The organism is Streptococcus suis (assembly GCA_022354845.1).
Taxonomy (GTDB): domain Bacteria; phylum Bacillota; class Bacilli; order Lactobacillales; family Streptococcaceae; genus Streptococcus; species Streptococcus suis_AA.
On record CP031970.1, the window covers coordinates 1,495,112 to 1,511,557 of the forward strand.

Here is a 16,446-nt window from a genome sequence, read left to right on the forward strand (position 1 = left end):
TTCTCTAAATAGAAAACAATCCGAGCAATCATAGCTAGGATTGTTTTTTTATTATAAGCGTGTGTATCCCGGAATACGTTTCATCACTGATTCAATAACAACTGCCCCAATTAACAGGGATAACAATTCACCTAAACCTGTAGTTAGCCAAGTCAAGAAGAAAGGGGCTTGATACATGATGTTTAGTTCTAATGCAATGGTAAACATCGTTGCAGCAAAGAAAAATGAAAAATAGAAAAATGCTTTGTTCATCCAGCCATTAAAAAGATATTCTTTTTTATATCGTTCAAACAAAAGGACACCGATACTTACAAAGAGTAAGGTAGAGAGTCCACCAACCAGTAGATCAACAACCCCATATACCATCAGATTGGAAATCATACATCCAATCGTCACAGCAAGAATATATTTTTTATGATAAAAACCTAAAAAATTCAACATTTCTGAGATTCGGAACTGTACAGCACCAAACGAAATGGCATTTAAAGGTGGGGTAACAGTTAGTGCAATATAAATTGCAGCAACAAGAGCAACTTCCGCCAAATCACGGGCGGACCATTTAGATGTATTCATCCTGATTCTCCTTTAGCAAAATGCTTGTAATATGCTTGGGTAAAGTGAGTAAGCCCCAAGGGTTGTTGCACATAACTATCAACAACGTTGATAAGTATAGCATATTTTATTAAAAAATGATAGACTTGACGTATGAAAAATATTATGAAAAAAACATTCCAGAACGAAGTTATCCTTTATTTAATATTTGGTGTTGCTGCAACCTTAGTGTATATGGTCGCCCGGATCCTATTATTTGCCTTTCTCAATCAAGTAGTCCTTGTTGCTTTTCTTGCTAATGTTATCGCCATTTTGTTTGCCTTTATCACAAATGACCGAATCGTCTTTCGGCAAGAATCTAGGGGATGGGAGAAAAGACTTCTTAAGTTTGTATCTGCCAGACTTGTTACTATGGGACTAGATATGCTTCTGGCTTTTCTCTTAGTACAGGCTTTCCCAGGTATAATCGGTCAATTTGTAAACAATGACCGTTCCCTTGTCAATGCCATTGCAACACTCTTCTCACAAGTCTTAGTGATTGTACTCAATTATGTTTTGAGTAAACTGTTTGTATTTAATAGTAAGAAATGAGGCTCCAACTGGAACCTCATTTTTTATAATTGCAGAGGGAGTTTAAATTCACTTGCGTATTTGGTCATATCTCCAATTAAAGTACTTGCTTTTTCAGGAATGGTTTCTGTTGCGAGTTCTGCTACTTGTTGGCCATACTCTTGAACCTTTTCACCCAAGGCTTCAACCGCAGGAGACCCCATCTCAATTGCTGACTGATAAGCTTCAGATGCAATCACATAGCCAACCATACCACCAACAACTCCTCCTGCTACAGTTCCAGCTGGACCAGCAGAGGTTCCTAATACAGCGCCAACATTTGCACCTGCAACAGCACCAGCAGTAGCTGCTGTATGATCTCCCATCCGATAGGTGAACTCAGTTCCTTCAATTTTCCCACGAGCAAATTCAGAAACTGTATCATATGATTCAACTGCGTAAGATACGGTGATTGCCGGAATATTGTTTTTGGCCATTCCTTTCAGTAAGGCACGGCTGGAATTTGCCATCCTTTGGCTGACTGTCTCTGTAATAATACCTGTTCCATAAGCAATAGCACCTGCAGTTCCAGTATCATTTGTAAAGGCTACAAATCCTTCTTCAACTGATTGTTGGCCTTCAACAATCTTCACAGTATTATCAATTAATGACATAGCTCCCGTCAAAGCCATAGCCATTTTTCCGTTCTTCATGCCCTCTCTATGTATATCGGATACCAATAGTTTATTTGCACCTTCACCTAGATCGGTTGCTATTCGTCCAAGTAATTTTACATCAGAATTATAGATTTTTTGTAAATCTTTAGTTAGTGGATACTTCTCCCCATTTACTCTTATATGTGGCTCAAATGAAGTTGGTCGCTGAGAATTCGGATGGTAATTCACATCAATTCGGTAGTTTACCTTGTTTCCCTCATTTTTTAGATTTGCAACAAGGTCTTCTACTTCTTTTATTTTTCTTTGATTGACTCTATCGAGCTGAGCAACAATATTTTCTGGCAAGTTGGAACCATAAAATCTGTCTGGAATCAGATGTCCTTTTTGATCATTAACTCTATAATAGCTTTCTCTTTTTATTCCTTGTATACTAGACCGCTTCTCTCCCACTTTCAATTGCAAGTCCTCAATTGACGTCGAAGTTATTCTGCCTTGATTATCTGAAACAGAAGTCACATTACCTTTTTTTATTACAATATTTGGTTTTACTCTTTGATTGCGTTGCCAAGTTCCATCTGAATTTTTACTACGCCATTCTTCTAGATACACCTGCCCAGAATCATCAATATAAGAATGTTTCCAAAATCCTGTATTAATTTTTTCCCTCCGAAGATAAAGCTGACCATCTCGTAAATACTCTTTATAAACATTGTTTTGTTCATTTCTGCCAATTCTCTCAACTAGCCCATTTTCTTTTTGGATTTCCTGTATCCCGTATACTCCATCCTTAGCTTTAACATTTGAAGGAAATTCCTTATGTATATTTCTTAACCTATCTTCAATATTATGACTAAAGGTATCTAGTCTATTTGTTTCTAAACTATCAAACCGTAAACTCTTTTCCATCTTAATCCACCTTTGTTAATACGTGGCAAATGGCATCAATCTGACTCTGATTAAATCCATTTGTCCTACTGATTACCAAATCCCTTAAAGCTTGTGCTCCCAAATCCACAGTGTGTTCAAACAAGGATTGACTGATTCCTAATACTTCCAAAACTAATCCTTGTAACAATAATATTTCCTGATTTGACCAAATTAATTTTCCTCCTAAAAAAGCATAGTCATCAATTAAATGACTGATGAGATTTCGTGTTTTTCTACTCACATCTATCAATTCTAAACTACCTAATAATGATTTTTTAGAAATTGGAATTGATTCTAACCAAGCTTGTAATAAAACCGAGATCAAATCAGATCGAGCCTCTCTAACTGACTGAATAAGTTGAGGAAATCTATTTTGATATTCACCTTCCTTAACAGGTGCCTTATCAACTTTTGTTAAAACTGGACTGAGCCATTCATTTTGATATACAACTGCTACCCCTTTAGGTAATTTAGCAATTTCATTCACCTGATCAACGGTTAATCCAATGGAACGACCAATCGCTTCCCTATCATTTGCTTCTGGTGTTCGTAGAATAATTTTTGTATTCGTATTTTTGATTGCTGCAATATCAACTGCCGAAGGAGACTGGTCCACAATGATCACACCTTCTCCATATGTACGAATTTCTGCAATTGTATTGGTTACCATTTCAACAGACTTACCAATCAAACTAGAATCTCCTTGCTGACTGGTATTTTTTAATAAATTATGTGCCTCTTCAATAATAGTTGCATGCCAAAACTCTTGGTTCTTCTTAAGAATCTTGCGCTCCACTTGATCTTGTCGATGCTCATTAAGTGCATAAATTGTCAAGCCCATTATCAATGCCCTTGTTTCTGCTGATTTAATCCTACTTATATCTAAAATACAATTTTCATCAAATAGTTGTTCAAAAGAGGTATGTTGGTTTGAAAAAATCAATCGATTTAGTCCTACTGTCAATGAACGAACACGCGTCAACAACGCGCCTCGGTAATTGGATTTAATATCTGAAGCATAGTCCGATTGGTCAATCAAATTCTCCAATTCCTCAGATACTACTTCAAAATTAGGATAGACTTTTTCTTCCCCTTCAAATCTTGAAGAGATTAAATCCCAACCGACAACCTCATATGCTTGTAGGATTGCCTCCTTAAAGAAAGCAGGCATGGCATCATACATCGGCCAACAAACACTAAATATTTCGACTAATCCGTCAATATGTTCTAAGACATGTACGGAATTAGGAAATACGAATGGGTTTATGTGTACTAAGGAGGCTAAATTTGGATTAGTAGAAAATACATTCACATCATTGTAGTTTCCAAATACATCTTTATACTCTCCCTTAGCCGGCTCTATCACCAAGAATTTTTTCTTATCTTGGCGAAGTTCACTGAGAATTTGATATACAGTATTAGACTTTCCCGACCCTGTAGAACCAGTAATAAAAGTATGCATACTCAAACTTCTATTATCTAATTCAACAACCTTATCGGTTATTTGCCCTAAATCAAACACTTTTCCCAAAGTTAACCTATTCTCAGGATTATCGTCATACCTTGGCGTGTAGGAATAAACTTCTTTTCCAAACTCGGCATGTTCTATCACGGGTAAACCTGGTACTGTTTTACGAGGTAAACCGAGATGAAGTCCTAATTCTTTACCACTAACAGTCGTTGCAGCATTAATCAAGATATTACTACCATAGATAAATTGAGGATGAGCAAACCGAGAAAGGTAGGTCATTAAATCCTGAAAATCTCCCAATAATTCTGGATTATTTCTCCTCCAAGAATTAATAGCTGAAACTTCACGACCAGACTGTTCCCCATTCATCAAAGATCGATAGTTACTTGCTGCAATCTCAGCTGTAGCCATATCGTCTGAACTAAAATAACCAGCAACAGTCCAAACACCATAACTATCAAATTCATTGGTTCGATTGATTGCTTCATCTAATAACCCCATCATATCGGTGATGGCCTTATTTTCAATTGTAGTGCTTCTACTACTTGAATAACTTTCACTTCTATTTTCTACAGGAGCTAAGGAAGCAATGAAGCCACCAATTGGTGCCACTAATTGCCCTCCTAACATTGCTCCTGGACTAATACCGACTGTATTCGCTCCAATTGCTGCCCCAAGTCCAGCCCCTAAAACATTCACTGCTGCTTGACCAATCATTGCTGCTTTTTGTCGTCCGTCCATCTCCGCAAAAGACTGATTTTTTGAAATAGTTGTACTTATATTTTCTGTCACTTGACTCTTTTGTAAAACAGATAGCTTACTATACAAATCTTGATAATCTTTTCTTAATAATTCTATGGATTGTGATGACTGATTTTGAGCTAATATAATACCTGTATATTGTCGCCCTTGCAAGGCTAAGGCTAATTTTTCAAGTCCTTGTACAAATGAATGTTCATCTGAAGTAGCTGTTTTTGAAGTCCCCACAACACTAACAGAAGCCATATTTTGTTGTTTTAATAATTTATTTGATAGAACTGAAATTGATTGTCTATCTTCATTTTTGATTTTTGAGCCTGGGAAATGACCAATTAGTGTATTTTTTAACGTATCGCTTAAGGTTACCGTTGAACGTTTGCTAATTGAGCCGTCTTGCTCATTATTTCTAACACCTAGATAGAAATCGGTCTTATTACCGTCACTGTCCAAGAGAATAAATACTGATGTATTATAAGTTGAAAGAGTATTAAAAACAGTTGTGAATTTATCTGTTACAGGCTCTCCCTTCTGATAAACCATTTCTGTGATTTTAAAGAGTCGAACATTATTAATTAAATCTTCTTCAAGAGGCTTGATTGAATAAATGGGTGCAATCGGCATTTCTATAAGACGAGCCAAATATTTTCGACGAATACCCTCATCTATGATATCTAGACGATTTTTTAAACTTAACTCAGTCCCATCAGATAGTTGTAAATCTGTTTGAGTTTTTGGTAATTCTGTCATCCTTATCCTCTCCCAATTTTATTAACTTGATTTTCAAATTGTAAGAACCAATCATTATCGAGTTGTAACTCTTTTTCATCCTCTGTTAACTGATTAGTTAACTCTTCCTTCTCAGCCTCATGTTTACCAATCAACTCATCTAAATGTAAAACATAAATTCTATCTTCTTGACTTGACTTTTCCGTTAATAATCGAATACATTCTGCTATGACATTATCCATTACAGGAGTAACAAGTTCCACTGCCTTGTCTCTAAAATCTTGATAAAGGTATGTAATTCTTTCAACCATCTCTAGTGTATCTCTCTGCTTTTTCTTTATAAATGGATTAATTAGTTCAAGAATATCATCCTGTTTTTGCACCATCTCTTGCTTTCTGAAAACTTTCAAAGACTCAGTCATGTCTAAAACATGCCACTTTGACTCATCAAAATCTTGTTGAGTATTTGCTACAAAGCCATCATTATAATCAGCCTTCAGATAGATAGCTAACTTATTATTCTCGATTTCTTTACTTTTTAAAAAGTAGATTGATTCAACTTGACTTAAAAATTCTTGAAATTGTAACTGCACAAAATAATTAAGTTGAGCCATCACCTGGTAAGCTGTGTAATCATTATCAATTCTAACTCTTCGCTTATTCCATTTTTCAAGTTTTTCAATAAAATTTTGTTTTACAATCTGTAGTTCTTCTACAAATTCCACTACTTCATTCTTTTCAAATTGATCTTTAGATATATTCAATTTATGTAAAATATCTTCTAAAGTTCGAATTTTCTTATAGACTAAAGCATTTACTTTTTGACTCTGTCGATTTTCAATATCAAGTTCAGCATGTAATTTTTCTAGTTCTTTTTGCAAACATTTCAAAACTTGAGCAACAAAAGCCGTTTGTGGATAAGTGTGAAAATAATCTAAGAGCCTCTTGTCAGAAATTCCTTTTAGAAATGTTGGACAATTGATTCCATAATCCTGAACCAGCCTTTCGAGCGTTGGTTGATTCAAGTTACCCGGACATAGAAAGAAAATCTGCTCCTGTATAACATTTGAATTTATCAGAAGAACATCGAGAAACTCTTTTATAAACTCCTTGTTATTCATATCAATGTAGAAAACAATTGGGATATTTTCTAAATCACTTGGTAATTGATTGATAGCCTCAATACTTTCTATGGTGACTTCATCATGAAAACTAGTTGGAATATCTATTCCACTACCAATCAATAAACACGGATATTCATTTACAAACAAATCTTGATTTAACTCTATAAAATCCAAATATGGGAATCTTCTGTTTCTATTGATTTCTAACCAAGAAAGCAACTGGTTTATACGTTCATTTTTAGTAGCAACATCCTCTAGTATTTCTTTTTGGAAAAATCTAACACTTGGTTCTGTAATACCTGCAGTCAAAAAAGATTGCTGAAGACTTAGGAAATCTGACTCTGTTCCTGAAAACTCCAAATCAAAATCAAAACCATTCATCTCATCGTAAAATATCCCAGGGACCTTATTCAGCCACTGCTGTAACTTCACTGTTTTATATTTTTCAACAAGACTATTTATCATCGGTTCTTCCCCATTAAATTTAACAAAAGTCTCAAATAAATACGGATTGTATTGCAATTCTACTTTTACCATTTTAATACACCCTTTTTCATGTATTTTTGATAATATCATTATATCATTTTATATACTAAATTTAGAAATTATTTCAGTTTTCTAAATAAACATAAACAGCAAGATACTAGAATCCTCATTAAATGATTGATAGATTTTTGATTATATAATTTTTGTCAACATTAGAATCAATTGTAAATGATAAATATTCGATTATATTTCAATCAAATGTGCGGAAAAAAACGAGCACCCTCCAACTAGGGGTTACTCGTTTTTTTTATATTTTGCTTTAGCACGCTTAAAGATTGAAACAATATCTCCGTCTCTTGACTGGATATCACCTAATTTTAATTTATGAACACTTGCATTAACGACTGCACCTATGATGAGAATCTGGGCCATAAAAATAAACCAGACCATAAATAAAAGAAATATTACTGCTGTTGCCGAACGAAAATCTGATAATTTATTTGCATAGTTATCCAAATATAGCGAAAACAACTTCCCAGTTGTTGCCATAATAAATAGAACAAAACCAGCCCCAGGGAAAACATACCAAATTTTAGGTATTCGAACATTTGGCGAAAAATAATAGAACATAATCAGTGCCGCAAACAGTGCTAGGTAGGCAATCGGTTGCGTTTGTCCTAAAAAAATATCCAACCAACCATTTTCAAGATTTAAATATTTATCTAAATAAGAAAAAATGGCTTGACCAAATGTCACACTCGCTATACTCAATCCTATGATTATTTGCAAGCCAATCCCCAAAAAGATACCTACTAAACGACCGACAATGACATCACGATGATTTTCCATACCATAAGCCTTATTAACAGCCTTTTGTAAAATCATCATACTATTTGAAAGGGTCCATAAAGTCGTAAGAATAGCAATACCTAACCAAGAACTTGAGGGTTTAGTTAAAATATTGGTCACAAAATTTGAAACAGTCGGATAGATTTTTTCAGGAATAAATTCTGCTAATACTGATAGAATCGCATCGACATCAAAAGGAAAATAAGGCAATAAATTGGCTAAGGTCAACAGAATCGGAAAAATGGAAATCAGAAGATAATAAGCTACCGCCACACTCGTTATCTCAATTTCCGCCGATTTGTAATAGGAAAAAAAGGTTGAAAAGAATGTTTTCAGTCCTTCTAGTTTTTTAACTTTCCTCATTCATTCAACCTCATACTTTCCTTCTCTAATTGATTTATACTCAATGAAAATCAAAATCAGACTCGCTGCAAAGGTTTGGGGAACCGTTGGAGGTTGTAAATTGAGCGAACGCAGTTCGTGTCGATATGATGCAAATAGAACCCTGTTACTTTTTTATTTAAAGGTAACAGGCTGAAAGGCTCCACTGGAGCCTTTCACTCATCAAATCAAGTCAACAACGTCGGCTTTTGATTTTCGAAGAGTATTAATAAGTTCCTTCTTCACCTTGACTAGTCAAGATAAGTGGACCATCTTTTGTAATCACAAATTGGTGCTCATATTGACAAGATAAGCCACCATCAAGTGTTTTGTGAGCCCAACCAGTCTTCATATCCGTATCGATTTCCCAAGTCCCAGTGTTTATCATTGGCTCGATAGTCAAAACCATGCCTTCACGCAAGCGAAGACCACGACCTTTTGTTCCATAGTGGGGAACCATTGGTTCCTCATGCATGGTTGGACCAACGCCGTGACCTACCAAGTCACGAACAACACCGTAGCCAAGACCTTCCGCATATTCTTGAATGGCTGCGCCAATATCACCGATACGATTGCCAACAACGGCTTGCTCAATACCGCGGTACAAACATTCCTTGGTTACATCCATCAAGTTTTGCACTTCTTCAGAAACCTGACCGACTGCATAGGCCCAACAAGAGTCTGCAACTCCACCACGATAGGTTTGAGTGATTTTCTTCATAGCCTTGACATCATTAAAGTTGAGCTTAGAAACATCAACTACCGCTTTGTCTAAGGGCTCACTCAAAACCATATCAACCTTCAATAAGTCACCTTCTTTTAGCTTATAGTGACGTGGAAAAGCATGAGCAACTTCATCATTCAATCCACAACACGTCGCATAAGGATAGTCCATTAATTCACCATCAACTCCAATTTGAAGTGGCAGAACATTATTCTCCTTACATATTTTACGAACATACTCTTCCACATCCCACATGTCCACACCTGGCTTGATGATGTCACGTAATCCAATATGGATTCCTGACAAAACTTCACCAGCTCGACTCATGGCATCGATTTCTCGTTGTGATTTAATTGTAATCATTGATTTTCCTCGTACATTTCTAAATTAAAATCTGCCTTTTTCAAGCTAAATTTCAAGTAATTTCTCATTTTATGACTATAACGGTCACTTCCACGATAGTGGTTAATTTGCACAAAGCCAGCTTTTCTAGCCACCCTTTGACTAGCCACATTTTCCTCATGAGTGATAATTACCAACTCTTTTAAGCCAACTTTATAAAAAGACAGATACACTAAATTTCGTACTGCCTCTGTCATCAACCCTTGTCCCCAGTGGTCCTTTTTAAGAAAATAGCTAAGCTCCGCAGTTTGTAAATGTTCATCCAACTTTTCAAAACAAAGCGCACCAATCATTCGACCAGAGTTTTTTTCTGTTAATGCCCATTTTCCTAATGGCGAACGGATAAATTTTTCAACCATTGTCGCAACAGCAATCTCTTTGTCCTTCAAAACCGGAAAAATAAATGGAAGATTCTCAGCATGCGACACTATTGTATAAAAATCCTCCCCATCCTCGTAAGAAAATGGTCGCAAAACGAAATGATCCGTTTCAAAACATGCAAATTTAGCTAACTGTATCCAAAGTGTCATAGTGTACCCAAGGGACTGAGAATTGCTCCCAGCCCCAATATATTTCATTTATTAAATCATTACATTCTAAAGATGCAATTATCTACTAGATCAACTAGTCCTCAATCAACTGAATATCTGCACCAAGCTCTGTCAACTTATCGATAATATTTGAGTAGCCACGCAGAATAAACTCAATATTTGTAATTTCTGTTCGACCTTGAGCCATTAGACCAGCAATAACCATCGCCGCACCAGCCCGTAAATCTGTTGCTTTAACTGAAGACCCTATTAGTTGATTGGGACCTTCAAAGGCAATATGATTGCTTCGTGTTGAAATTTTTGCTCCAAGATTAGCCAATTCCTGCACGTGTCCAACACGTTTTTCATAAATTGTGTCCACGATAGTTCCGGTACCTGTAGCTTTAAGGAGTAAGGGGGTAATAGGTTGTTGCAAGTCTGTCGCAAAACCTGGATAAGGGGAGGTTTTGATATTCACAGCCTTTAATGTTTCTTGTTTTTCAACAAAAACACTGTCTTCAGAGATTGTCATGCGCACACCCATCTCTTGCAGTTTAGCGATGTAACTCTCCAAGTGTTCGTATAGAACATTATCTACAGTAATTCCTTCACCAACTGCAGCAGCTAAGGCGATATAAGTCCCTGCTTCGATACGATCAGGAATAACTTGATGGCGAGTTCCTTTAAGGTGATCTACACCATCTATTGTAATAATATCTGTACCTGCCCCGCGAATACGAGCCCCCATATTGTTTAGCAGAGTTGCCACATCAATGATCTCAGGTTCACGTGCTGCATTTTCAATAACAGTACGACCTTTCGCTTTAACAGCAGCTAAAATCGTATTGATTGTTGCGCCAACACTGACAACATCCATGAATATATGAGCCCCTTGAATCCGTTGTCCATTGGTTGCTAGGCGCATATATTCACCCTCATAGTTTGTCTCAGCGCCCATAGCAGCGAAGGCTTTAAGGTGCAAATCAATCGGACGTGGACCTAGATCGCATCCACCAGGTAAACCAACGACTGCTTTCCCATAACGGCCTAAAAGAGATCCGTAAAAATAATAGGATGCACGCAGACTATTGATTTTCCCATATGGCATTGGCATATCTTGAACACCACGTGGATCTATTTCCAAAGTCTCTCCATCTCGCTTGACGGTTGCCCCCATCGTCTCCATGATATCAATTAAGCTATCAACATCCGAAATAGCAGGAACTCCATCCAAAACGACAACATCCTCTGCAAGAATAATGGCAGGAATTAAGGCAACGACAGAATTTTTGGCACCACTAACCGTAACAGTCCCTTTCAATGCCTTCCCACCATTAATTACAATTTTTCTCATACTAACATTCACTTTCTTAGATTGCCCTTTGACCTAACACATCAATAGGTTGATGGTTTTTTATCAGAATACGTATAAAAAGACACACGTTTCATTCTAACACAAAGTCAGTGAAAAATCTAGTTTCATAGTATTTGAAAACGGACCTGGCATTGGAGCCTGGTCCGATCAACTAATGGATAATTGTTATCATTCATTAAAAAGTTATTGAATTCTAAATTCAGCATCAAGTAGATAGTTCTCTAATTCCTCACTCGTCAAATAAGGCACTCGACCATAAAAAACATGATCAATGACTTGTGCATTATTACTGTTGAAGAGCCAATCTGAAGTTAGAAATTTCATGGCCTGATCTAACGGTGTCAGACTTCTATCCGCATTTTGTGGTTGCCCTGTAGGAGTAAAGAAAATAGCTTTCTTTGTTGAGAAGAGCTTGCGAGGCTCATCAGATTCAAAACTATAAGCAAATCCGTGCTGAAATACACGATCTACATAACCCTTCATCATCGCAGGCATACCATTCCACCAACTTGGAAAAATATAAACAAGCAGATCACTCTCTGCAATCAGATCCATTTCTGTTTGGACATCTGGAGGAAAACTAGTTGCTTCTCGTACAAATTTTCCATTTTCAATGTGAATAGTATCTTCTCCTCGAAGAACTGGATCAAAACCCAATTTATACAAATCTCGGACAGTTACTTCTGCTCCATTTGCTACCAAAGCCTCCGTTACTCTATGAACGAGGGCGTGGGTAAAACTTTCTTTTCTCGGATGTGCAAAAACAAGTAAGGCTTTCATAAATATCCTCGCACAAATAATAAATATGTACCTACAAGATAGCTGCTTTCAACTCTTCTACCTTATCCAATTTCTCCCATGGAACATCAATGTCCGTACGTCCCATGTGACCATAGGCTGCAGTTTGTTTATAAATTGGACGTTTTAGGTCAAGCATTTGAATAATACCAGCTGGGCGCAAGTCGAAAATCTGACGAACAGCTCCTTCTAATTTGCTCTCAGCTACTGTACCTGTACCAAATGTATCGATGCGAACTGAAACTGGGTGAGCAACACCGATAGCGTAGGCCAATTGAACCTCAGCCTTTTTAGCCAAACCAGCTGCTACGATATTTTTAGCGATGTAACGCGCCGCATAAGATGCAGAACGGTCCACTTTGGTCGCATCCTTACCAGAGAAGGCGCCGCCTCCGTGGCGAGAGTAACCACCATAGGTATCAACGATAATCTTACGACCTGTCAGACCAGAGTCACCTTGAGGTCCACCAATAACAAAGCGACCGGTTGGATTGATAAAGTATTGCGTTTGGTCATCCAAATATTGAGCTGGAATGATTTCCTTTATCACACGTTCAATGACATCCTGACGAATTTGCTCTTGACTGACTTCCGGATCATGCTGGGTCGAAATAACGACTGTATCCACACGAACGGGTTGGTTGTCTTCATCGTATTCAACTGTTACTTGTGACTTAGCATCCGGACGGAGATAAGCAATTTCACCAGATTTTCTCAACTCGCCCAAACGACGCACCAATTTGTGACTAAGTGAAATTGGCAATGGCATGAGTTCAGGAGTTTCATCAACTGCAAAACCAAACATGAGCCCTTGGTCACCTGCACCAACTAAATCTAATGGATCTAGACTAGCATCTTGACGAGCCTCCAAGGCTTCATTAACACCTTGCGCAATATCTGGAGACTGCTCTACAAGTGATGGATGAACTCCTACTGATTCTGCCGCGAAGCCGTATTCCCCTTTGGTGTAGCCAATCTCCGCAATCGTATCACGTACAACACGATTAATATCTACATAGGCAGTGGTGGAAATTTCACCAAACACATGAACGCTACCAGTGTAAACAGCCGTCTCAGCTGCCACGTGCGCCTCAGGATCTTGTGCTAAAATAGCATCCAAAATCGCATCTGAAATCTGGTCTGCAATCTTATCCGGATGACCCTCCGAAACAGATTCAGACGTAAACAATTTACGTTCTGACATAAAAATGTCCCCCTTAAAATAAATTGTTATCAAGGTTACAAAGAACTAGTAGGAGACTAGTTCTTTGCGAAAGACTTTTGTCTTAAGCAAAGTAAAATTTCCAGATACATAACGAGAAAGCGATAACTTCTAAGTATGTCTGCGAAAGTTAACTAGTCTGATAACTACCTTTTCGGGACTTAATAACGTTTCTAGTATAGCATACATTCAGTATCTATCCTAGCATTTTCTAAAAAATAAAGAGGGAGTGGGAAAGAACTCGACCATTCTAAAAAGAGTCCTCAACAAGACTTTATTTCTAGTTGTTGAGCTGACACAGTCTATTCCCAGACATCAATTTATGTGAGCTGACTGCCGTCAGCTTATATCTCCCAGACCTTTTAAACTCCCACCCCCGCACAGCTCAAACTGTCTGGGAGACAGTTTGAGGTTGGAGATAAAGCGAACTTTGTTCGCAACAGTCGTAATGGTCAGATTTGGAGTGTGAAATACGAACTGCTGAGATTTGCTGTGCAAATCTTATCTCCTTCTTCCAGACTGTTAAAGCCAATCAACCAATGCGCTGAGATGTTGACACGAACTCTGAGAAGCGAGGTTGGACTTTCTGCCCAGCCTCCTAAAGTCTAAATAAACTCCGCATCAGCAATCGCCTGTTTCACCACCTCTAACGGTAGATGAACAAGCTCACACCCTTTTTCATTATATAAATACCGCGCATAGTCATCCATACGGTATTCATTAATGTAGACCACCCGCTTGCAACCTACTTGAAGTAATTGTTTGGAACAGTTGAGACATGGAAAATGGGTCACATAGGCAGTAAAACCTTTAGGAATTCCCCGCTCCGCTCCTTGTAAAATAGCATTAACTTCCGCATGCAAGGTCCTAGCACAATGACCATCAATCATGAGACATTCCTGATCCAAACAATGTTCAGTTCCTGAAACAGACCCATTATAGCCTGTCGCAATAACCTTATTATCCTTAACCAAAACCGCACCAACCTTGGCTCTCTTACAGGTCGCCCGATTTGCAATCAAAAGTGCTTGTGCCGCAAAATACTCATCCCAAGCTAAACGATTTGTTGACATAAGACCTCCTAATCCACCATTCCATAAATTTCAGCTAAGTCTTGGGCTGTAATGATACCAATGACATCCTCCGGAGAATCTATTTTCCCACTCTTTTGACGACTCACAAGAATGGTCGTACGCTTACGGCCCTCAAAATAATTGATCACTTGATAAAGTGTTTCTGAGGAAGGGAGAACGATAACCTGAATACTATCTTCTTCAAAAACAAGAACATCTGCTAAACTGGCTTCCACCAATTTCTCACGAATAGAACCAGCCTCTTTACTGGCTTTGGCTAACCAATTGGTCAGTCCCTTGTCAGAAACCAAACCTTGATAGGCTCTTCCCGAAAAAATCGGAAACTTAGAAAAATGCTTACGATCTACAATTTCTAAAGCCTTTATTAATTTATCCTGAACATCAAAAACAATTGGTTTGATTTTTTGTGTCCTTTGTAAATAATAAGCAATGGTAACTGGCTCTTGGTATTGGGAAATAACTTTTTCCAACACATCAATCAATTCTTGTGACGGCTGAGCCACCTCTTTCAGTCCTGTTCGTTTTTCATGAACCATTAAATTCCGTAACTGACGGGCAACATAAAGTTTGTCCCAATTTGCCTCAATGGGATTATGGTGGCTTAGTTCTTTAGCCTTTGTTAACATCGAACCAACGTCAGCATAGTCTCCATCTGCTACACCACAGACTTTCCTTAAAACCTTATCCAGGTCATTAAATAACTCTAAAAAACGGGTTTCATTCATATTAGTCTACCATTAGCGATTTCAAATAAGCATCAACCATCCGCTCAGTCGCATCAACTGAATCCAAATGAGTTCGTTCATAAGAGTGACTAGACTCAATACCTGCTCCCAGTAAAGCATGCTTAACATCTGCACCCGCACGCATAGCAGCCGATGCATCCGAACCATAGTAAGGATAGATATCCAGCTTATATGGAATTCCCTCTCTCTCAGCAAGAGAAACTAAATGCTGACGAAGTTCATAGTGATAAGGACCTGAAGCATCTTTTACACAAATCGAAACCGTGTACTCGTCCGTCTGCTGGTCATCACCCATCGCTCCCATATCTACAGCCAGATACTCCACAACCCGATCTGGCAAACTTGAATTAGCACCATAACCAATCTCTTCGTTATTTGAAAAATAAAAATGAGTGGTATAAGGTAAAACAATCCCATCTTCTTTATAAACCTTCAACAAATGAATCAAAATAGCTGCAGAAACCTTATCATCCAAATGGCGGCTCTTAATAAACCCAGTTTCTGTCACAATTGTTCTTGGATCGAAGGAAATAAAATCACCAACTTCAATCCCCAAGGTACGCACTTCATCAGCAGTGGTCACTTTTTCGTCCAATCGGATTTCCATATTGGTCTGGTTGCGCTCTGCTGTACTAGCATCACGATAAACATGGACAGACGTTTGATGCATAAGCATTGTACCTGTGAAGGTCTTACCATTTTTAGCACAATGTATCAAGCAGTTTTCACCTTCAATGGAAGGATAACCAAAACCACCCACCAAATCCATTTTTATACGACCATCCGGTTTGATTGCCCGAACCATAGCACCCAATGTATCCAGATGAGCTGTCAAAATACGGTGCTCCTCATCATTTTTCCCCGGTACCGTTACCAAAACACCACCTTTTGGTGTTTTAGTCGCCTCATAACCGAAACCTTCAATCTCTGCTTTGATGTAGTTCATAATATCCGTCGTATAGCCAGTTGGTGACGGAGTTTGAGTCAATGTCACGATGTAATCAAGTGTCTTCATGAAAACCTCCTTATTTGTAATCTATTATATCACGTTTTA

Annotated in this window: 14 protein-coding genes and 1 riboswitch; of the genes, 1 reads left to right on the forward strand and 13 read right to left on the reverse strand. The window is 37.8% G+C overall.

Annotation, left to right across the window (positions count from 1 at the left end):
* Positions 1-51 precede the first annotated feature (51 nt).
* Complete coding sequence (locus tag D2A30_07875) at positions 52-573, reverse strand: queuosine transporter QueT (GenBank protein ULL21493.1); 522 nt, start codon at positions 571-573, stop codon at positions 52-54.
* A riboswitch (PreQ1 riboswitch) is annotated at positions 571-677 on the reverse strand. (Overlaps the previous gene by 3 nt.)
* A 28-nt stretch (positions 678-705) precedes the next feature.
* Between D2A30_07875 and D2A30_07880 the strand changes: the two genes are divergently transcribed.
* Positions 706-1,143 (forward strand): GtrA family protein, encoded by a 438-nt coding sequence (locus D2A30_07880; GenBank protein ID ULL21494.1) that lies wholly within the window; start codon positions 706-708, stop codon positions 1,141-1,143.
* Positions 1,144-1,166: 23 nt separating this feature from the next.
* Here D2A30_07880 and D2A30_07885 read toward each other — a convergent pair whose 3' ends face one another.
* From D2A30_07885 to D2A30_07940, 12 genes are all read right to left on the reverse strand, one after another.
* On the reverse strand, positions 1,167-2,684 hold the full coding sequence (locus tag D2A30_07885) for a hypothetical protein (GenBank protein ID ULL21495.1): 1,518 nt from the start codon (positions 2,682-2,684) through the stop codon (positions 1,167-1,169).
* A 1-nt stretch (position 2,685) separates the two neighbouring features.
* Positions 2,686-5,682 (reverse strand): ATP-binding protein, encoded by a 2,997-nt coding sequence (locus D2A30_07890; GenBank protein ULL21496.1) that lies wholly within the window; start codon positions 5,680-5,682, stop codon positions 2,686-2,688.
* Positions 5,683-5,684: 2 nt separating this feature from the next.
* On the reverse strand, positions 5,685-7,322 hold the full coding sequence (locus D2A30_07895) for a hypothetical protein (GenBank protein ID ULL21497.1): 1,638 nt from the start codon (positions 7,320-7,322) through the stop codon (positions 5,685-5,687).
* Positions 7,323-7,565: 243 nt separating this feature from the next.
* Positions 7,566-8,483: a YihY/virulence factor BrkB family protein gene (locus D2A30_07900; protein ID ULL21498.1), complete on the reverse strand. Its 918-nt coding sequence runs from the start codon at positions 8,481-8,483 to the stop codon at positions 7,566-7,568.
* Positions 8,484-8,727: 244 nt separating this feature from the next.
* Positions 8,728-9,588, reverse strand: a complete 861-nt coding sequence (locus tag D2A30_07905; GenBank protein ULL21499.1) for a methionyl aminopeptidase — start codon at positions 9,586-9,588, stop codon at positions 8,728-8,730.
* Positions 9,585-10,157 carry an N-acetyltransferase gene (locus D2A30_07910; protein ULL22019.1) on the reverse strand — a complete coding sequence of 191 codons (573 nt, stop codon included), beginning with the start codon at positions 10,155-10,157 and terminating at the stop codon, positions 9,585-9,587. The genes D2A30_07905 and D2A30_07910 overlap by 4 nt, the downstream gene beginning before the upstream one ends.
* Before the next feature lie 94 nt (positions 10,158-10,251).
* Positions 10,252-11,511 carry a UDP-N-acetylglucosamine 1-carboxyvinyltransferase gene (locus D2A30_07915; protein ULL21500.1) on the reverse strand — a complete coding sequence of 420 codons (1,260 nt, stop codon included), beginning with the start codon at positions 11,509-11,511 and terminating at the stop codon, positions 10,252-10,254.
* 204 nt (positions 11,512-11,715) lie between these two features.
* Positions 11,716-12,312, reverse strand: coding sequence for a flavodoxin family protein (locus D2A30_07920; protein ULL21501.1), 597 nt, complete (start codon positions 12,310-12,312; stop codon positions 11,716-11,718).
* Positions 12,313-12,343: 31 nt separating this feature from the next.
* Positions 12,344-13,534 carry a methionine adenosyltransferase gene (locus D2A30_07925; protein ULL21502.1) on the reverse strand — a complete coding sequence of 397 codons (1,191 nt, stop codon included), beginning with the start codon at positions 13,532-13,534 and terminating at the stop codon, positions 12,344-12,346.
* Positions 13,535-14,157: 623 nt separating this feature from the next.
* The gene (locus D2A30_07930; protein ID ULL21503.1) at positions 14,158-14,625 is read right to left on the reverse strand and encodes a deoxycytidylate deaminase; all 468 of its coding nucleotides are present in this window, start codon (positions 14,623-14,625) and stop codon (positions 14,158-14,160) included.
* Between the two features lie 8 nt (positions 14,626-14,633).
* A complete protein-coding gene (locus D2A30_07935; GenBank protein ID ULL21504.1) occupies positions 14,634-15,371 on the reverse strand; it encodes a CBS domain-containing protein in 738 nt (245 codons plus the stop codon).
* Position 15,372: 1 nt separating this feature from the next.
* Positions 15,373-16,407, reverse strand: a complete 1,035-nt coding sequence (locus D2A30_07940) for a M20/M25/M40 family metallo-hydrolase (GenBank protein ID ULL21505.1) — start codon at positions 16,405-16,407, stop codon at positions 15,373-15,375.
* Between the last annotated feature and the right edge of the window lie 39 nt (positions 16,408-16,446).